10 protein-coding genes and 1 pseudogene are annotated in these 21,126 nt (G+C 51.1%); 3 read left to right on the forward strand and 8 right to left on the reverse strand.

Annotated features, from left to right (window positions below; genetic code table 11):
* Window positions 1-312, forward strand: a 312-nt coding sequence (locus tag ACL7TT_RS12710; protein WP_413395895.1) for an integrase core domain-containing protein, incomplete at its 5' end; no start/stop codon positions are given.
* 488 nt (window positions 313-800) lie between these two features.
* On the opposite strand, the gene ACL7TT_RS12715 is transcribed toward ACL7TT_RS12710, so the two are convergent.
* The 8 genes and pseudogenes from ACL7TT_RS12715 to ACL7TT_RS12750 all read right to left on the reverse strand — a co-directional run.
* A complete protein-coding gene (locus tag ACL7TT_RS12715) occupies window positions 801-2,675 on the reverse strand; it encodes a DUF3857 domain-containing transglutaminase family protein (RefSeq protein ID WP_413395896.1) in 1,875 nt (624 codons plus the stop codon).
* A 668-nt stretch (window positions 2,676-3,343) separates the two neighbouring features.
* Window positions 3,344-4,210, reverse strand: a complete 867-nt coding sequence (locus ACL7TT_RS12720; protein ID WP_413395897.1) for a DUF3014 domain-containing protein — start codon at window positions 4,208-4,210, stop codon at window positions 3,344-3,346.
* An 848-nt stretch (window positions 4,211-5,058) separates the two neighbouring features.
* A complete protein-coding gene (locus tag ACL7TT_RS12725) occupies window positions 5,059-5,706 on the reverse strand; it encodes a hypothetical protein (protein WP_413395899.1) in 648 nt (215 codons plus the stop codon).
* Window positions 5,707-5,991: 285 nt separating this feature from the next.
* Entirely contained in the window at window positions 5,992-7,236 is a 1,245-nt protein-coding gene (locus ACL7TT_RS12730) for a hypothetical protein (RefSeq protein ID WP_413395901.1), read from the reverse strand.
* 370 nt (window positions 7,237-7,606) lie between these two features.
* A complete protein-coding gene (locus tag ACL7TT_RS12735) occupies window positions 7,607-11,995 on the reverse strand; it encodes a hypothetical protein (protein WP_413395902.1) in 4,389 nt (1,462 codons plus the stop codon).
* 91 nt (window positions 11,996-12,086) lie between these two features.
* On the reverse strand, window positions 12,087-15,338 hold the full coding sequence (locus ACL7TT_RS12740; RefSeq protein WP_413395904.1) for a TonB-dependent receptor: 3,252 nt from the start codon (window positions 15,336-15,338) through the stop codon (window positions 12,087-12,089).
* Between the two features lie 1,556 nt (window positions 15,339-16,894).
* Window positions 16,895-17,053, reverse strand: a complete 159-nt coding sequence (locus tag ACL7TT_RS12745; protein WP_413395990.1) for an RNA polymerase sigma factor — start codon at window positions 17,051-17,053, stop codon at window positions 16,895-16,897.
* A pseudogene (locus ACL7TT_RS12750) lies at window positions 16,987-17,211 on the reverse strand (hypothetical protein); the annotation flags it as partial. The pseudogene ACL7TT_RS12750 and the gene ACL7TT_RS12745, both read right to left, overlap by 67 nt.
* Before the next feature lie 1,156 nt (window positions 17,212-18,367).
* Here ACL7TT_RS12750 and glpK point away from each other — a divergent pair.
* Both glpK and ACL7TT_RS12760 read left to right on the forward strand, forming a co-directional pair.
* The gene (gene glpK, locus ACL7TT_RS12755) at window positions 18,368-20,029 is read left to right on the forward strand and encodes a glycerol kinase GlpK (RefSeq protein WP_413395906.1); all 1,662 of its coding nucleotides are present in this window, start codon (window positions 18,368-18,370) and stop codon (window positions 20,027-20,029) included.
* Window positions 20,030-20,068: 39 nt separating this feature from the next.
* The gene (locus tag ACL7TT_RS12760; RefSeq protein WP_413395907.1) at window positions 20,069-21,088 is read left to right on the forward strand and encodes a class I fructose-bisphosphate aldolase; all 1,020 of its coding nucleotides are present in this window, start codon (window positions 20,069-20,071) and stop codon (window positions 21,086-21,088) included.
* Window positions 21,089-21,126: the final 38 nt, after the last annotated feature.

Here is a 21,126-nt window from a genome sequence, read left to right on the forward strand (position 1 = left end):
AGTGATCGAGGGAGTCAGTACCTGTCGATTCGATACACTGAACGGCTTAATGAAGCGGGCTTCCAGGCGTCAGTCGGCAGCGTCGGCGACTCCTACGACAACGCACTGGCAGAAACCATCAACGGCTTGTTCAAGGCGGAGGTCATCCACAGAACAGGCCCCTGGAAAGGGCTGGATGAGGTTGAACACGCAACCTTGACCTGGGTCGACTGGTTTAACCATCGCCGCATTCTCGAGCCGATTGGCGATATGCCTCCAGCCGAATACGAAAAGCTGTATTATCAGCAAGCCGAGTCTGCCCAAGCGGCATGACTCAAATCAAATCGTCTCTGAGAAGCCCAGGGTGATTCAGTAAATACTATGGAGGGTTTCTGGTCTTTGTTGCGATCCTGGTTGCGCCCCCATCGAGGGATATCACAAGAGAGGCTTCCTCTGTATCTGAGTGTCTTTGAGTGTCTGCACAATATAAACGCAGAGGAAAGGCTGCTATTTCAGGATTGCTTTATCTGCTGCTGCGCTAACTCCCTGAAATCCATAAAGAGCCATATTTTAAATTCAATCAATAGTGATCGTGCTTCTCAAGTGCGCCCCCTTCACTGGCAAAACTGCAAGAATGTCGCAGCGTTTTTTTGAAAGCAAAAGGGGCTATTTTGAACAGCAGGGGCTGGTAAGCGCCTGTTATACGGTCGATTATTATCTGAGGGGCCGCCAAGTATCAAATGGAGTGAGATCAACCACAGCCTCTCTCCTATACTATTGGCATAAAAATTGGTCCAATTGTCAGGAATGTATGGCTTTTGTTATTTATTGATAAGAGCTTTAATCAGATTTTTCATCTCTTTACTGTTGTTGTGCTGGTCAGAAGCCTTTCCCTTGGCCCAGAACTGGTACTGCAGCGCCTTGTCCAGTTTATCGAATTGTGCCATATATTCTGGCATATCTTCCTGGGTTACATGATCGGATTTGGATTGAAAGGTGTATTCCACGGAAAGACTGTCCTCAATGCGCTCAGCCGTGCGAGAAAAGGTGAACCAGGGGTTATCAATCTCGGTGGTGCCCAGTGTTTCCTGCCAGAGCACTTCACCGCGAATATTGGCCACAGCACGCTGACGGACATCAACGGGGTGCACCAAGGCCAGTGGGCTCTGGCGGATTGGCCTTTGGGGTTTGGAGATATACTGCACAATACCGGACCCATACAGGGAAAAAATCTTGCGCGCCGAACTCAGTTTGGCAAAGGATTGTATTTGGTATTGCTCGGACACCTCCAGACGGTTTTCCTCCAGGTTGTCACTGTAGCTGATCAAAGGGGCAGGATCGACGCCAGGGTAATAGGTCGCAATAAAATTGGTATAGCCATTTTTGACCTGCTCGGAATCCGAGGCCAGAAAAAATCGCCGTACCTGTTCCGCTTTTAGGTGTGAAAAAGTTGTACTAACTTTGAGTTCGGCACTGTTGCCCGCGGGATCTATATCAAACTGTTCTTCGATTTCGGTACTCAGCAACGATTTTTCCGCAAAACTGGGTTCCATCCTCTTTAGGTTCCGGGTAGCCGGGGCCACCGGCAGGGCGTGTTCGTAGTTAAAGAACCCCTTGTGCCTGAGATGAACTCCCTGGCCGGCAGCGGTGGCGTCAACCCAGTATTCCCTCCCGTTATGTTCGACCAGGTTGATCACATGATCGAAAGATCCCGGAGAGGGAATATCCCTGCCAATATCCCGCCCGCGGCTGGAGGATACCAGGGCAGGGTAGGAATGCACGCCGAGGTAGGCGAGCATGCTGGTTAACAGAAGCGCCTTGTCCTTGCAGTCGCCGTAGCGTTTTTCCAGAGTTTCCCGCGGGCTTCTTGGCTGGTGTGAGTTGATGCCGAGTTCGATGCCGAAATAGCGGATATCCTCCTGCACATACCGGATTGCCCTGTTGACCGCCTCCTCCAGCCCGAACTCTTCGTGCCAGGTGTCCAACTGCTTCTTCAAGTTACCGGGAAGCGTGCGGTCAATTGCATAGAGGCCCTGGGCCCAGGTGTTGACCTGTTTCCAGTTACTGTAGCCAGAGTACTGGATGTAATTCAGGGGATCGTGCCAGGTGGGATATTCGCTTTCTGCGAGCACTGCAGGAACATCCAGCAGATCGAGTTCATATACAAAATTGCCCTGGTGGCGGGAGGCTGTCACCGGGTGTTCCCGGTGATTGAAGCGGTAATGCTGTTTTTGATCGCTGATAATACGTACAAAGCGCCGGTCTACCGATTGGGTCCAGGAGAGGTAGAAACGGCCAAAGTCACTGCGTTCAAAAATCGGGTTGCTACCCCGAATGGTATAGGCGTAGGTGAGGATATCGCCGGGGCGGATATCCTCAAGGATATAGAGCGCGTTCCACTGCTCTGAGTACAGTTTGCTGGAGAGCTCCTGCTCGGTCTGAAATAGTTTGAAGGCTGCCTTCTGCAGGCGATTCAGACGCTTGCCGTCGCGCACGATACTGATATCGTGGACCACCAGGTGTTGAAAAGCGGGATAGAAGCCAAAGGTCAGCTCGGATATCTCCCCCACGCCCTGTTGGTTCAGTGGCTCCATCTCCAGTTGGAAATAGGATTGCTGGTCTTGGCCCTGGTGCAGTATTTGGGAATTGGACAGGTGATACCGGACACTGCCCCGAGGAAGCTGTTTATTGTCCACAGGTATCAGTGTTTTCACCCACGCCGGGGTTGGTTCAATCGTGATCTCCGGGTCAGCTTTTGCGAGGCATGTGACAAGAAAAAGTGCAGTGGTCAGCATCTGACCGAGAAAGCGATATCTCAAAGCGGGCCTCGATTATTATCTGCAATGGATCTTTTTTTACCGGGCAGGGTATTGACTCGGGGACTCATATAGCGTGGGTGACAGCGTCTTCTGGCCCCCTCGACCATCCCCAAATAATCCCGGCGCTGTGTCCGCAGCGGCACCCCTTTTTATTGTTTGCGGCTTCGGTTTAACCACCGGTTGGGCTGGTAATATACCCCAAAGGGAGTCTGGATTATATCCGGCTGCGCCGCAAAAAGCCTGGAGTGTTCGCTATCGAGGATTGTGATGAGAGCCTGGCGGTTCAGCGGGCCTGTATCGTGTGGATAAACGGGCAGTGGACAGGCAAGCGTATAAGCCAACAACTGGACTGGAGAGGGTGCGATCACGCCGTGTACAGTTGAGTGGTGAATAGCTCCGGCAAGGGCCGCGTTCAATCGCGCTGTGGGGGGGCTGCTCGATGCCTGGTAGTGGTTGCACGGGGAGCAGCTGTCACCAGCCGCCAAACAGGTTTTTCATAATCGGTCTGGTGACTGGGGTGAGAATAACAGGAGCGCTGTCCGGGTTTACGGATTGGATTGTGGCTGTTGAACCGGCACCGCCTCCAGCTTTTCCCTCAGCTCTTTGAGCTTCTCTTTTACCCGTATGGCATTTTCCGGCCCCATACGGATCATCAGTTTCTGCACACCGGGCAGTTTTTCCAGTTTGGGATCGGCAAACTTGTAATATACCGACGGGCGCACGAGTTGGATGGGGCCCTCAATTTCCGGTGCCGCGAGCACTTTGTCAATGGCTTCCAGCACCACCTGATGGAAAGTTTTATTGCGAATACCCAGTTCACCATAGGCCTGTGCCAGACGCGGGTACCAGTACTGGTAAAGACTGACCGCGGTTTCCGTATTCATCAGGGCGAACAGGCGTACAGGCTGATCGTAGCGGCGGTAGTTGCTTGGTGACAGCTGGTAACCCTCCGCTGAGGAGCCGGTAACCAGGATAGGGCCCCGGATGCTCTTGAGGGGCCGGTGCTTGTAAATCAGCGTACCGCGGGAACCGGCATTGATCGCGGCTACCCACTTGCGAATCACTTCACTCGGAACCAGCCAGCGGGACAGGGCATTGTCTGGGGCCAGGCCCATCAGATCCTGATAGGCAGCCTTGTCACTGTTGTTGAGCGGGGGTGGTGGCTCCCTACCTGGTTCTTCAGCCGGTTTTTCGGCTGGTGCGGGTTCCAGAGCCTTGGGCACAGGGGGCTGTTCTTCCGGTTGCGCCAGGGTTTCCGGCTCGGGCGCTGTCTCGGGCTCCTCAATGATTTTCGTCGCGGGAATTTCTTTTTTCTTTTCGTCGCCGGTCCAGAGCCAATAAGCTGCCGCGGCGACGATGATCACCACTATAATTCCGATGATCCACCCTTGCCTAGATTGTTGTTCCGACATTCCCTGCCTCCTTCTTGTTGCGATCAGAATGTTCAGGTTGGACCACGACAAAGCCTAACGGTTTCTCCGTGGAGCATGGGTTTAACATTACTCTCTGTCGCAGCCAGTCGCAAAGGAGATTTGCATCTCTCTTGATCCTAGTAAAAACCGGCACAAGTACTCGACCCCACAGTCGTTGCTATGCCCACCGAACTTATGCCCGGGTGTGAGCGTGTCTGTACTATTGGGATAGGTTGGATAAATTGTGGACAGCCAATAGGAAGCAGGGCAGTGCAGGAATTCCCCCGCTTCTGGTGGCCCCATGGACGCAATTGTCTGCAAATAAAATGATCGGTGGTGAGGATTACTGAGGAATCTCTCGGTGCGTTTCAATCTTTGGCTATCCCGCGTGGCTGAAATCAGGGGGGAATAACGCGGTAACATCAAGAACTGGCAGGGAGATGATGGCTGGGAGTTTGGCGGATGACTGGAGTGTTTGCAATGTTTTGCTGCTTTGCTGATTACAGTATCCTTCTGGCTGAGTGAATCATTGTGGCACGGACTTTTTACGGTAAATTTGCGCAGTAGTAAACGTCTAGGCTCTTTATGAATTTCAGGGTATTGGAGTTTTGAAACCCTATCGATAAAAGCAGCTATTCAGTACGCTGCCTAATTGCTCAGTTTCAGTTCGAAATATACCACGCATGGGGCAACTTTTGTTTAAAATACAAACAAAGCGTCTGGATTTTAAACGCTTCTTACTATGGGGTACCCGGAAAAAAAGCTCTTTACGGGTTTCTTGAGCTATCCTTAGGCTAACTCCCCCGGAATCCATAAAGAGCCAGCATCTATTATTCAGCAGGGAGGCTTTATATGAAATGCACTGTGATCCTGGTTCTCGCACTGGTACTGGCCGATCTACTCATGGTTTCGTCCAGGTACCTTCCGCCACCATAGTAATAGGCGGCAACAATACCATCCATTTCACACAGGTCTTGCCCGTTAGCACTGGGGCATGCATTGCTTTCATCGTATCCTACCAGGATCAATCCACCCCACTCGCGCTGGCCATCCATATGATCATCAATAGAGGAGAATACGATGGGATCACTATTGGTACCCCGGGCATCAATCCGCGCACCGCGGGTAATAACCAGAGCGGAGTTACTGGATACCGCACCGACGATCTGTGCACCCGACTCAATCTTTAGTAGGGTCTTATCCGCCGTGCTGGGCTTGGCGTTCTGGAGCTGGCCATTACCCACCACAACAATACCGGGCAGTGCCCGTACAATCGGAAAGAAGGGTAGTGCATCACTATTTTTGGCAAGCACGATTGTATCGTTTACTGCTATAGACGTCGGCAGATCGCAGCGCAAATAACTCGTGCCATTGAAGGTTACAACACCTTGGAAGGTGCCATTAGAGTTGCAAGCTACATCGAGACCCAAATTCGTATCCGCATACGCAACTGAAGCCAAAGCCATCAGAACAACAGAAGCCATTACCTTTTTCATTACAAACTCCACAAGTTTATGGAACAGAGAACAATAATAAATTTCAGCAGTATAATTGCTGGGTATATTGAACCGACGCAAACGGTTATTGCGTCTCGATCATTGTCTGGATCGATACTTCATCCTAAGAGTAAGCAGTGAATCCAATAGAAAGTCGGGGGTGGTTGTCGTTGCCGGGGTGTCTTTCCATAAGAGGCAAAGAAAAGCCGGCGGCTGCCGGCTTTTCTCAAACTTATAAAGCATGCTATCTAATTGGCAAAAACAAAACTCAACAAACCTGAATTTCTAATCACAATTAGGAGCATTCCAGAAGGAGGCAGCGCTAAAGCCCGTAGCTGAGGCAGAGCCGGGCAGCGTCATATAGCTGGTGTTATCGATGACGCGGGTGCAATCGTACTCCATGGTATTGAAAACATCGCCGCTATAAGCGGTAGAGCTACTGCCAATAGCACTGGAGGTATCGTTACAAGCTTGCCCGGAATAGCCTAGAATCTGAACATTTTCAAAGTAGGCATCGGTGCCTTCCTTGAGCTTTAGGGGAACATCGGTAGAGCCGCCTGGGCTACCCACAAAGCCAACGGTGACGTTGGTAACAACACCACGTGCAATGGGTGCGGCAGTTGCGGAGTCCGGGTTGTTGGCTAGTTCGAAGGCATGGTCGGCATTGTCTCCCTGGGCAATACTCACTCTGTTAAGAGATCCGCGGTATCCTTCGTCCCAATCCACGCTGTCATCCTGATTACAAGTCAGCCACAGGTCCTCAACCCCGGCATCGCCACCGAAAAACTCAATGCCGTCGTCCTGATTATTGTGAATATGTACATTATTAATGCTGGTGCTGCTATTCACGCTGTAGAGCGTCAAGCCATTGATTTCACTGGCTACAGCCACTTCATGACCACCCTCGGCAATCACCACATACTGCAGGGTGCCGCTGCTTATGGTTTCGTCCAGGTACTTTCCGCCACCGTAGTAATAGGCCGAAGCAACACCTTCCATTTCACACAGGTCTTGCCCGTTGGTATTGGGGCAGGCATTGCTTTCACCATACCCTGCCAGCACCAAACCGCCCCACTCACCGGAACCTGTTATATCGTTATCGATAGAGGAGAATACGATGGGATCACTACTGTTGCCCTGGGCATCAATCTGCGCACCGCGGGTAATGACCAGCGCGGAGTTACTGTCTACGGCACCGGCGATCTGTGCACCCGCTTCAATCTTCAGCACAGTCTTATCCACCGTGCTGGGGTTGGCATTCTGGAGGTGACCATTCCCCACCAAAATAATACCGGGCAGTGCCCATACAATCGGTGAGGATAGTGTAGCACTACTTTTGGCAAGCACTACCGTATCGTTTACCGCTATAGAGGCCGGCAGATCACAGCGCAAATAGTTTGTACCATTAAAGGCTACTGTACCTTGAAAGGTACCATTAGAGTTGCAAAATACATCGAGACCCAAATCTGTATCCGCATAAGAAACTGAAGCCAAAGCCATCAGCGCAACGGAAGTCATTACCTTTTTCATCACAAGTTCCACCTACTGGACGTTAAATTGTAGCTTGATAAATACTGCTTTGTTTACCACTCCTGGCTTCTAACACTCTGCCAGGCCATAACAATCTAACTGCGTCATATGTCAGTCAAACATAACATTTATATTTTTTTTTTATTTTAACAAAAAAAACAGAACCAAAAAGAATAAAAAGAAATCCGAAGGCGGTAAAACTTTTTGCTGGCGACATTAAGTTTTTATAACAAAAGGCGTGCGTGCAATGACTATAGTGTTACAAATAGCTGTCTGAAATTATCATAACAGAATAAAACTGTATGGCTTCCCTGCATACAAAAAAGCCGGCAATTGCCGGCCTTCTCGCGGAATCCTTGTTAAGAATGTGTTACTCACTCTCCCCGTGAATTTCCTCTCCGGCATTGATGGGAATAAAATAATTACTGGCACCAAAGAAGGGGCTATCTTTCAAGAAATTCATATCAGCAGATTCTGATTTGGAATAATCGGGCTCGGCCTGACCCAGATTGATCAAAGTGGTTGCCGAATAGATACGGTGCCACTCGCTAAATGAATTGACGCCGTCGACCTCATCAAAAGATGACTCAACTGCACCAAACACCCAGTCAGAATAATAAATATCACTAGTCGCTTGGCTTGGCAGCGGAATAGTGGAGGCGTTACTCACAATGCCGGTTTGGTTATTGACTGCTTGAGTACGAAAGTGATTGTCAATCCGGTTCGCCAGGTTTGGGTCTTGGGACAGTTCCTTACAAGCAAAGGCCACCTGATCAAAAATAATACCCTTCCCCAGTAGCGGTGTAACGCCCTCACCAAAAGAGACACATTGATCAACCACGGCAGTGGCACCAAAAAAGCCTGGAAAATCAATATCAGTCGATTTGTCAGCACCAACAATACTATTGTGTAAAAACAAGCCGCTCCCACTGACCAGTTCCAGTGCCGTGGTTGTAACGCTGGGGGCTGTGGGGTCAAAAAACATGAGAGAATCCGCTCTGTGTAAGGCAAGATTGGCTATAGTGGGCATGGAGCGCGGCAGTGCATCTGGGTCGCCACTGCGCCCGGAAATCGTGGGGTAGTCATACCATACCTCCGCTTTTTGGATAAGGGTGCTGAAAAATTCCTCTTGAGAGCTACTCAAAGCATCGAGAAATCCAAAATCCTCAATATAAACCGATTGCATACTGCCCCGGTATCCATGATTCCAGCGAAGACTATTACCGGGCACACCTCTATGGATCTGAATATTACGCAGATTTACCACACCGCCATTGATATCGACCGCCGCGCGGCCAACGTTCTCACTGCCCCAGGCCGCGGGTGTACGGGGAGTCCCACTTAAATCCCCCAGACCAAAGTACAGATTCTCTATCTTACCGCCGCGGCCGACGCTGTTCAGGCGCAGCGAGCCCTGCAGCAGATGCAGGTTTTCAATATTCACATTGCCGTGGTTGTCATCATAACCACCGTGGTAGCCGTACTCTCCCTGAATATTACAGACACGGCTGCCGGGCTCCGCCATGGCCTCTGGGCACTGGTTGTTGCGGGCAAAACCATCGATTATCAAACCGGTCCAGGTACCCGCCACCCCATTCCAGGGATAGCCTAAGGGGATAGTTAAGCCCGATGCAGGAGGAATAAGACCTATCAAATTGACTGGTCCGGCGGCATCCCCATCGCGCTGCGCATTGGCCAGGCTGACATCGCCAATCACTTCCAGGGCGCCGCCGCGGGTAATATGCAGGCCGCCGCCCTTGGCAACCATCACAATACTGGAGGCTTCCATTCCCAGGGTTACCGGATCAGCCTTCATCGCCGCCACCTGGGCAGTATCGGTAATGGCCAGATGCCCTTCACCGATCCTGACCAGGCCGTTTATCAGCCATAGGGTGGGCAGTGGGTCCCGCTCCAGAAAATCGCCGGGGTAGACTTCTTCTTTCACCTGATACCCGCCTTCAATAGCCACCCGATCATCGCCGGTAAAGGTGGTAATGATAAAGTCCTCGATAATCGTGCCGCGCAGGCCGCAGACCTTATATACGCTTCCTGATTTTTCGTATACGTAATCCTTCTCCAGTACGCCTTTATAGTCACATTCGGCGGCCAGCAATACCGCTACAGAATCGCTCCAGCCCTGATACCAGTCGTCCAGAGAGTCCAGTACAGAGCCCATATAGCCCACATTGGCGTTCAGGTAGCGGGCGGCGTCTCCGGCCAGGATGAGATCAATCCCGGTGTCGATGCCGGGAATATCGCCACCGGTGGCGACAAAGTTGCTGTCCAGTACTGCAGCCACTTTATGCACACCGCTGAGCCTCTGGGTGGCAGTGGCAAAATCGTGCCCGCCGTCTTCGTCTTCATCTGGAACAGTACGGCCACAATCCAGCACCACATTGTCGAAATAGATTTCCAGCGGGTCGCTGAACTGCAGGTTCGAGGTGGCCGGGTCATCAATATCCAGGCAGGTGGCAAACTCGGTCACTACGGAGTTGTAGAGCAACAGGCCGGAGCCATCTTCAAGCAAAATGGCGGTATCCGAACTCTCCGCGCCTTGCAGGGTGATATTCGCCATAACCGGGCGCGAGCGCGGTGTGGCGTTGTGGTCTGCGGGATTATTGCGGCCCAACAGGGCATGCCCGTTGGACTCGTCCCCCGGCTGTAAAATGGCATATTGCAGCGTGCCGCGATAGCCGTTCGCCCAGCTGACCAGGTCGCCTTTGACGTTCGAAACCAGGAGCCAATCGATATTCGCTGCACCGCCATCCAAGGCCAGACCACCGGTTTGGGAGTTGGCAATATCCAGGTGGTTGAACTTAGCTCCGGCACCCACATGCTGGAGTTTAAGGGCCGGCTGGCCATTACCTGCGTTCAGCAGGCGCAGGTAATGGATATTGACCCGGGGCTGGGCGGCAAGGGCGCAGGCCGCTTCACTGGCACACTGGTTGTCCAGGCCGTTAATGGTCATCCCTGCCCAGTGCGCCTCGGCATCCCGGGTTGCCAGCGCTACCGGGTCATCTGCACTGCCCCGCACACTCAGGGCAACATCCGCATGAAAGGTCAGTGAAGAAGTGGCATCCAGCAGCAGTTTGGAGTCTCCATCCAAAATCACTTTTTTCGGCTGCTGCAAGTGGGCCACCTGCGCTTCACTACTCAGGGCTGCCAGTGCATTGCCAAAGGTTACCGGCCCTTTCAGGCGCCAGGCCACAAATGCATCATTGATATCCTCGTCAAAATACAGGCCGCTGTTTACCTGGCCCTGCAATTCGCAAATGCTGTAGGTGTTCGGCCCGATATCAACGGTTTCAGCGAGGGGTGTGCCCACACCAAAGCAGGGTTCGTACAGCAGGCGGAAATCATAATTTAATAAGACCTCTAAAGTTTGTAGGTTCGCCAGCTTTGCATTTGTAACTCCCTGGATAGCCACGTTATCCAGTGCCAGATCTGACTTCAAATCCGGATTCAGGGTATAGTTATTCTTCCCTTGGGAGAGCAGTGGCTCGGCATAGTCGGGTTCACCTTCCACCGCCCGGCTGGCTTTATCGCAGTACAACACACTGTTGCTCAGGGCTACCCGGGTTGTCGGGTCGGCAATACTCAAGCAGGTATTAAACCCCTGTACCACAAAGTGCTCCACGGCAATATCCCCGCCCCCGGAAACTTCGAGCGCCTTGGCCGCGGTCAGGGCTTTATCCACCATTGTCAGCCGATCAATTTGAACGCCAGGGTCCTCTTGCATTGCCGGGCTGCTGGCTTCCCCCTTCAGGGCTGCTGTGTCACTATCGTGATAAATAATGCGATCATTACCTATCTTGCCGCCAAATCCACTGTGCCAGTGAATCGCATGCCCCTGGTTGCCCATAGCATAAATACTTGCCCGCAAGGCGCCGCCATTGAGTTCCAGGCCCGTATTCGCGCTGTACAGAACGCCTTGAGGCGACTGGGTTTGCGCGAAGTGTGGCGCATTAATGGTAACGGCGGCCTCCAGTGGGAGGTTATTCTTTGTGGCCCCCCCCGCCTCGGCCACATAGCCAAGAAAACCAGTTCGAATGGTGCCACCATCGATAGCATTGCCGGTCAGCACAGCAGGCCCATAGCGAGTGTCGGATCGGGACAAGCCGCCGTAGTAACCCCAGGGCCCTTGAATATTGCAGAAGTTTTCGCTACTTGTATTGTCGCCACAGTCTGGATGATAACCAATACTGTTCACCACAACACCGCCCCACTCACCACCACCGGAACGGTTGTCATCAATAGACTCAATATTAATACTGAGGCGGGCATTGCGATGAACCACGGCCATGCTGCCCTCCCTTGCATAGACGAGCGATCCTGCCCCTGAGACATCAACAACCTCGTCGGCCTGCATCTCTGCCAGCGTTGCATAGGGTTTGCTCTGGCCTATGTCGTAAACGCCATCCAGTACCCAGGCCAGGGGTTCATACTGGTGGCTGGTTTTCAGTTTAACTTTCCCCGACTGGCCAAAGTCCGTATTCAGCAGGCAGGCCTGGGTTTCAACACCGTCAACCATTATCGGATCGATGGCGGTACCCACTATCCCACCCTGTGCCAGTTCACACTGCTGCAGGGACAAATCCAGTGGCTGCTCCTGTGCAATTTCATCGGAAGACTCGCCGCTACAGGCCGTCAACAGCAAGGCGCTCCCTAATAATATCAAGCGCTTGTGCAAGGAGGCTCTCAATCGATCGGCAATTTGTTTGCGATTAGTATTAACAGCACAATCATTTCTCTTAGACATAATTCCATCCAAGTGGTCTTTTGGAAATTGGTAAGTGGTGCAGCTACACCCGCTCACCAGTTATATCAATTCAGCGTAAATTTCTGTCTCTTTAATAGCTATAGCTGGCCTTCAGTTTGAACTTGCGGCCGCTGGAATAGTTTAAATAGGGCGTGTTATAGCCGTCGTACACCATTTGATGCTCTTCATTCAGCAGGTTGTCTATGGAGGCAGACAAAGACAATCCGTTTAAGAAATTTTTCTTGTAAATAAGGCGCAGATCATTGTAGGGCAGCTCATAGACATCGGATGGCACTGTCTCTAAACCCGGGTTTGCAATGGCCAGTTCCTTGCCCTTGCGGTTAAAGACCAGGGTAACTTCCTGGCCGCTGTCAATATGGTCATAGCCCAGCTGCAGGTTGGTGATATAGTCAGGCTGCCCCTGCAACCCACGTTTTATCTGCACTGGAAATAAATCAGGCCCACCGGTTGTCTCCACCTCTGAATGAATGACGGCGTAATTAAACTGCACAAAGACTTCGTGCCCCTGGTCCCGCCCCAGGGTGAACTCCCGGCGCAGATCCAGCTCCCATCCATAGACTTCTGCCCTTTCCGCGTTGTCGAAAGTATAGTAATCGAACACATCCCCGCTCTTGGCAAAGCGGTTTTCGATTGCATTAATCATATCCTTAGTAAAATAGGCCAGGGTGATGGATTCCGACTCCGAGGGGTACCACTCGAGGCGTATATCAATATTGTCAATATCCGCGGGTTTTAACTCCGGATTCCCTGAATATCGCTCCAGGGTTTCCACATCAGAGAAGACGCGGGGCATTATCTCGTAAATCTCGGGCCAACTGACAGTTTCGGAATAAGCGGTGCGCAGTTGCCACTGGTCATTCAATAGATAGGTAACACTTACCGAAGGGGAGGTGCGCTCTTTATCAAAAAGCTCAACAAGAGGCTCCATAGTGTACATATATTGCTCTGCGGAAAAATTATATTTTTCTTTTCTCACCCCTACATTAATCTTTAATCTTTCTACAATATTGAGTTCTACCAAACCATATCCTGCACTAATATCCTGCTCGGCAATATAGCTGTTCCCAGTAAACCCAGTATCAAAGCCTGGATTAATACTACCGATAGTTAAATATATGGCGCCAACTCCGGGCCTGCCAGCAATATTCTCGGGAGTATAAATTACACGCGGATCAGGGTTTTCTTTTATTTCGGTAGCAAGTTCATCGGCCCCTTTAAGTGTATAAAATTGATAAGCTCCATCCCGGTCCCTCTGCATCGTTAAAAGACCACTCTTTAATAGCAGAGAGGGCCAGTTTAAACCCTCTATCGGTAGGGTAATGTCCAATTTATACCCAGAAGATTCCTCCTTCATTCTTTCATAAAGGTTATACTGTAAATTGTTTGTCGCTGCTATTTGATAGCTATTGCCGCTTGTTCTACGAAAGGTATATTGAGTTGCATTCGGTCGATCATATTCACTATTTGACTCCATCAATTGCCACTGAACTTCAAGATCGCCCAGATAATTCATCCAGCTGCCGCGCGATGACAAGGAGAAGCTGTGTTCCCCCCAGAGTTGATGACTCAAAAGCTGTTCTTCAATCCAGTCCACATTCTGGTACAGGAATTTTTCAAGGTCTAGATTGGCTTTTATTTCCTCAATTTGACTTTCGGATATGGCCCCCTTTAAAGACGACGGCGCAGCGTGATGTATTGATATTTCAGCGGAATTGGTGGTGTGGCGCAATGCAATATTATTCAGCCCCAGGCGGTGCTGATCACTGATATTCCACTCCATATTTAACATGGCACTCAGGTCAATGACATTATTGGTATCATGGGTCTCCACAATAGAATCAATATTCAGCTCTTCCCTGATTATTCCGTAGCGGGTGTTCTGCTTGGTGTTGTTACTCCATTTGTTTGAGTAACGCACTGCACCGATAAAGCCAAAGTTCTGCTCGCCGATATCCCAGCTGTTGCCGCCGCTAAAGCTGATGCTGGAGTCAATTTGTGCCTCACCCATTTTAATCGTATTGTGCGGTAAACTCTGAGCTATCCTTTGAATGGCTTCTTCATTAAAGCCACCATAATCATTGCTGTTCGAATCCAGATCTAAGTACTTCCCCAGAGTCAGATTCAGCTCATCCGGTAACTCACGCGTGCCATCATCCATACCGAGCCAGTCCCGGCCCCCCTCGGTGCTGGACATCAAAAGGTCATCCCCATGCATATCGCCATGGCTTGCCGAGTAAGAAGCCTGAAAGAATCCCTCCTCTGAAGCTTCTTTGGTACGCATGGAAATATGCCCCGCGGTTGCGCTGGAGGGCACATCTGCCGAGGCGCTTTTTTGCAAACTCAGGCCCTGCATAATGCCAGCGGGAAAGATATCCAGGGGGAGGTCGCGCCGCGCCGGGTCAGTACTGGGTAGAAACGCCCCATTAAAATCCGTGGATTGGTAGCGGCTTTTCATACCGCGCACAATGGGAAATCGATCCTCTTCAAGGGTTACGCCAACCACACGTTTGAGCGCGCTGCTTACCATGGAGTCATCAAAACGGGCTATTTGCGTGAAATCAATGCTGTCGACAACCGACGAAGATACCCGCTCAATTTCAATGGGATTGCCTGGCAGGTAGCGGCCCAAAACCTGTACTTCTTCCAATGTATCCCCCCCCTCACCGGCAAATACATCGGCAGTGGGGAGTTGCACATCCAGGCTCAGATTGATTTTTGACAATACCCGCAGCGCGTTCAGTTGGGCTGTCTGGTAGTCAGGGTGTTCCAGTTGCAGCTGGTAGCTGCCTGGGGCGAGCTGTAATTCAAAATTACCATAGCGGTCTGTAACCGTTTGCTGATCGCTACCAATAACCGTAACCGCCACATTGCGCAGCGGCTGTTCCCGATCAAGCGCGCTCACCCTGCCTTGAATAACCCCTGGCGCCAGGCTTTCAGGCTGGAAGGTTTCCGATGAGAAACCGTGCTCATCCACCGCTGAAAGCGCCATCTTCTGAATGGATTTTACACTGCGCCCGGTATCAGAGTCGGTGTTGATGATAACCAGGGCTGCCTCATTTTCTGCCACGGTAAAGGCGTAAGTTTCCGATTCTTTTCCTAGGTCTAATTGTAGCCGGTGTCGGCCGGATGGAATCGCGTCACTCCAAAAGGAACCTCTGGCGTCACTCGAGCCCAGATGCCCGCCATTCAGCAATATCTCGATTTGCCCGGCGGGCTCAGCATCAACATATAAATCCAGCTTCAGCCCCGCAGCTTGTAGCTGGCCAGCAACAGCCATGCCAATAGCGACACACAGCAACCTTTTGGAAACGTTTAATCTCATATCACACTCCTACTCATGAAAATAAAATCCTGATAGCACGCCTGTAATTCCCGCACTGTTCAAACAGTCATAACTCAACACCAGCTATCGAGCAGGGTTCAGGCATTGAAACAATAACCAACCCCTGAAAAGACGCCAAATATTTTTCTGGGCGACAACCAAAAAATTAAATTTTGGTGAAAATTTTGCAGAAACACAGGTAAAAGATGCTCTAGCTGGCAGGCAGGAAAATTATTCAAAATAGTAAGCAGTGAAATCGTCGAGTTGTAAAATACGTAAACATATTTATGTTACAGATTGCTTACAGAAGTGCTTTAAAGAATTAAATCAGTGCCATTATTTTTAAAGTGGTAAACCATCAAGTAGCTGCCTGAAAATTGATGACCCCGGATAATGTGAAAGGCAGTTCAAACAGAGAGCAAGGTAAACTTCAAGGGTGCTACTGAAACAGACCATCTGGATAGTAGAGGAGCCCTAAAAACAGACAGTTTCAATGTAGATTGTGGTGCCAAAAGGTACATTTTTGTCTGATTGTTATGGGATTGCCTCAAGGTTAAAGAGGGCACGGTCTGGTGAGCGAATGCAGGAATCCTGAATCCGTGATTTTTCTGTTGAGCCTAGCAGACTTCATTTGACGTGCAGTCGTAGTACGGAAGTGATTTCCCTTGAAGCACTTTTTTGCCCTGAAGCGACCAAGGTGGAGAGGTCGGGCCCATAGGGGTAATAACAGTTATATGGATCTGTTTTCTTCCGGCAGCGCCACAGGTTTCCCAGCTGCGTCTTTCTGGTCCGTCCCCAGTTGTGACTAGATCAGATTTTTTTGATTGGTACTCTATTCATATTGCTTTTGGCAGGAGATACCATCCTTACTACCGGGTCGGAAGGAAAGAATACCCATCTCCCAGGACACGCTGTGAATACATCCTTGTACGCTCGTAATCGGCATCCATGCCTCATACGATCCTGAGAGAGGGGTATTCTTTCCTCCTGTTTTGCTACTATGTCGCCATCTTTACAAAAGATGGCTTTTGTGGAAGGCTGTATAAGGAATAAATACTTGTGGCAGCTATGCAAAGAGTCAATTTCAGTAAGCTTGGATCATGACCTTTATAGCGAGGAATAGAGTTGGTTTGTTGGCTTGTTCCGAGTCAAGCTGGTGATGGTTTTTTCTGTCGGGCACAATTTCATCTGTGCCCAGAAGGCTCTTTAACGATACAGCCTGCATCTTTTATTATTGTCCGGTGTAAGGGTGTGGGAGATATTATATTGGGACCCGAAGCTTTTTTCTCAATACACTCTTTGTGTAGAAGTGCCCGCTCACAATCTGTATGATTTCAGAATGCTTCTATCCTTCCCGCCATTTCATATCTGGCGGGATTGGTCTTTAATCAGATATCAAACTCCTTCAGATTGGGGGGTTGTTTGATCTTGTGGATTTATTTACACTATGACTTAATCATAAAAATTATTTTTGCTCTTCTTTTTGATTGAGTAAAACTTGACTTTGCATAATGATATTTTCCTCGTGCATTGGATCTCGATTCTCTCTTCTGGAGTTAGAAATAGTCTTCCATGTTGCGCTCAATTGTCTTAAGGGTGCGATTGAGTTTCTTCTCTGTGGCTTTTGCGGAAATTCCGGTTTGTTCATCTATTTCAATATTGCTCTTCCCCTGTAACTTTCGCATAACAATGATATTTCGAGTGACTGCCGGCAGGTAATTTCATCGCTGAGTAATTCCATTGCATGCGTATCCCCTCGCCTCAGGGAATCATTGATGATATTGATCGCAACACGATACAGGTAGCTGACAGGGTTGTCTGGTCTTTCGTTCTCGTTAATCTGTTTGGTCAATCGGGTGACAGCTTCCTGGCAAGCATCCTCGGTTTCCTATGTATTGCGAACTCGCTTTCTAATAAAAATCAATAACTTGGGTCTTTCTTTCGCAAATTGTAGAAAAATTCTTTCATTGGTGAAGTCCGAAGGTTGTGCTTTCATTCTACTTCCGTGGGGTCATTCATTTGACATCTGGATGTGCCTCAGTCCCCCTGGAGTCACTCTTTGTCTGCCGCTATAGGAAGAAAGACGAATTGGATGCGGCTTTGCGACAAGTTTTTCCATCAAATAGAGCACTGATTAGAAGCTTATGAGCGGGTTGTTGGGGGCGCGCATCCTTGCTGGAATTTCTTTCCGGCGAGAGAATATCAGCAAAGAGATTTCTTTTTGGGACTTATCCAACCCCTTAGATGCCTGTTGGTGTCCCTCTTGTCGTTTCTTCTTCATTTAGACAGTTAATTCTAGTAGGGTTATTGATTGTGCGTATTTAAAATTTGTATCCTGCTGATTGGTTTGTATAATTTGATAACCGTTTCGTTGCGCTGGTCGAGCATAACTGATGGCGTGAATGATCTTTGGGTATCGTTAGTACTTTATGGATTGGTATTTATTTTAACCGGTTGCATCGACCTAAAACTCGTGGCGGAATACTCCGCATGTCGTCTAAGCCCGAAAAGCATATTAGATTTTAGTTAATGATAAGTGGCTACCCCTTATGCCAAAGCATCCCCATCTCCCCGGGTGATTAATATAGAGAGATAAGGCTTTTGTACCAGTTCTGCAGTTTACTCTGTAAAGCTGCGGTACTCTCGGAAGTCAAACTGTCTCGTTCAAACTTGGCATCCTCCATCAATCCCGTTCAAGCCTTTTGTGTTGCGACTGGCAGGCCAATTGCCGGCTAGGATCAGCCCAAGTTTGGGTTGGTGTGGAAGCTGGCGGGAAAGTTGTCCTGGAGGTGATACTCTGTTCGATTATCTATCCCATTTCCAACCACCTGCTTGAGCAGGGCTTTGTAAACATTCCAGGTGGGGCCTACGGCTAACGCGGCGGGGGATATTGTGCTTTCGCCGGAATCCGCAACAACGTGCGATCACTGGGTTGCTGTTGAGCGTTTGGCGGTTATTTTTTGAGCCTGCACAGTTACAGTGTCGGTGCGGATACTTGGCATTCCTCAGTGCATGCCCAGGCTCGGTAGATGAAGAGGTTGGCCGCGCATGAGTTACCGAGCCATCTGGACCTGCCGCTGGATAGCATTGTCCGGTGCTGGACGACAAGTCATTGGGCTTATATTCTTTTCAGGGGGCGGCTGGAGAATGATACCTTTACAGAAACGCGCCACGGGAAACAGAGCGCCAGAACAATAATCACGGGACACATTATGATCTTGTCCATCGACCAGGGCACCACGGGCACAACAGCTTTTGTTTTCGATAGCAGGGGTGCCCAGATCGGCTACAGCTATGCGGAAATTTCCAATTACTACCCAAAACCGGGCTGGGTTGAGCAAAACGCCGAAGAAATCTGGCAGATTACACTGTCTGTGTGCAGCGCAGCGCTAGAGCGCGCCGGTATCCGTGCATCGGATATCCAAGCTGTGGGGATCACCAACCAGCGGGAGACCACCATCTTGTGGGACCGGCACACCGGGGAACCGGTGCACCCGGCGATCGTATGGCAGTGCCGCCGTTCTGCAGAAATCTGCGCGGAGCTTGTTGCAGCGGGAAATTCCCAGTGGCTGCGTGAACGCAGCGGCCTACTGCTGGATGCCTATTTTTCCGCGAGCAAACTGCTATGGCTGTTTCGGCAGAATCCGAAATTGCTGGCTCGTGCCCGCAGCGGTGCGCTTTGTTTCGGTACAATGGATAGCTGGTTGATCTGGAAAATGAGTGGTGGTCGCGCGCATCTTACCGATCACACCAATGCCAGCCGCACTCTGCTATACAACCTGGCACAAAAACACTGGGACCCGGAACTGCTGGCACTGTTCGACTGCCCGGAATCCATACTGCCGGAAATACGGCCATCTGCCAGCTACTTTACCGATACCGACCCCAAGGCGTTCCTTGGCACTGATGCACCCATTTGCGGGGTGGCTGGCGATCAACAGGCGGCGTTGTTTGGCCAGGGCTGTATCCATCCCGGGGATATCAAGAATACCTATGGCACGGGTTGTTTTATGCTGGCGTTTGCCGGGGAGATGCCACCTGCTTTACCTCAGGGGCTACTGGCGACAGTAGCCTGTGATGTCCATGGCGCTCCGGCTTATGCTGTGGAGGGTTCGGTATTTACTGCCGGCTCTGCGGTGCAGTGGCTGCGCGATGAACTGGGCTTGATTCAGCAGGCCGCGGAAACCGAGATAATTGCACAAAGTATTCCCGATACCCGCGGTGTCTACCTGGTACCGGCCTTCAGTGGGCTCGGTGCGCCCCATTGGAACCCATTGGCGCGCGGCACAATCTGTGGATTGAGTCGCGGTGCCGGCCGTGCTGAGCTGGTGCGGGCTACGCTCGAATCCATTGCTTATCAGAGTGATGAGTTGGTGCGCCTGATGAGCGAAGCGCTGGACCTGCCCATCAGCCATATGCGCGTGGATGGTGGGGCCAGTGTGAATAATTTTTTGATGCAGTTTCAGGCGGATATCTCCGCATTGCGTGTGGAGCGCCCCAGGCAGATAGAGTCCACCGCGATAGGTGCCGCACTTCTGGCGGGCATTGGCAGCGGGCTGTGGCAGTCCCGGCGATTGCCGGAATGCCTGAAGGAAATAGATCGGGATTTCCTGCCCGCGATGGCTGCGCCCAAGCGGGAGTCTTTGCTGGCTGGCTGGAAGCGGGCGGTCTCTGCTTGTCAGGCATTTTAAGGGAAATGGCGTGTCTTTTACACCGCGGGAGGTGTCCAAATGACAGTTCAGAGTGAATTGCAGGCGACCATTGCCGAATTGGTTGATGGCCAGCGGGGCATTCTCGCTGCGGACGAAAGTGATGGCACCATCGCCAAGCGCTTTGCATCAGTGGGGGTTGCGTCAACGGAGCAGAACCGCCGCGGTTATCGTTCGGCCCTGCTAGCGAGCGAGGGGCTGGGAGAGTTTGTCAGTGGAGTGATTCTGTTTGAGGAAACCCTTGGCCAGTGTGATGATCAGGGTATTCCGTTGCCACAGAGGGCGGCGGCACAAAAAATCCTGCCAGGTATTAAAGTCGACAGAGGCAAGGGACCGCTGCCCGGCGCTCCCGGGGATATGATCACTTTCGGGCTGGACGGCCTCGGGGAGCGGTTGCGGGGGTACAAAAAACAGGGCGCACGTTTTGCCAAGTGGCGCGAGGTGTACCCCCTGGGTCCGGAAAATCCCACCGAACTGGGACTGTATGCCAATGCCGAGGTGCTCGCCCGCTATGCCGCTATCTGCCAGTGTGAGGGCGTTGTGCCCATCGTAGAGCCGGAAGTCCTGATGGATGGGAATCACAGTATTGAGTGCAGTGCGGAAGTCAATGAGCGGGTCTGGCATGCCGTCTTTCACGCCCTGAGTCGACATGGCGTTATACTGGAGCTGATGTTGCTTAAACCCAGTATGGTAACTCCGGGATCGGAGTGCGACCGCGCGGAGCCGCAACGGGTTGCGGAGTACACCCTGCGCAGCTTGCGGCGCGCAGTGCCTGCGGCGGTGCCCAGTATTCACTTTCTCTCCGGCGGGCAGAGCCCCGAGGAAGCCACCGCCAATCTCAATGCCCTGAACCAAATTGGCAATGCCCCCTGGCAACTGAGCTTTTCCTATGGCCGGGCCCTGCAGCAGCCGGCGCTGGCGGCCTGGTGTGGCCGGGAGGAGTATATTGGGGCTGCGCAGGACGCCTTGGTGCGGCGGGCGCGCTTGAACCACCTCGCCATGTTGGGTCAGTACCACGATAACCTGGAGCACGAGGAGTAATCTCGGCTGCAGACGCTGAAATAACAATAAAGAGCGTA

Origin of the sequence: Microbulbifer jejuensis (assembly GCF_047289955.1) — a bacterium.
Lineage (GTDB): Bacteria > Pseudomonadota > Gammaproteobacteria > Pseudomonadales > Cellvibrionaceae > Microbulbifer.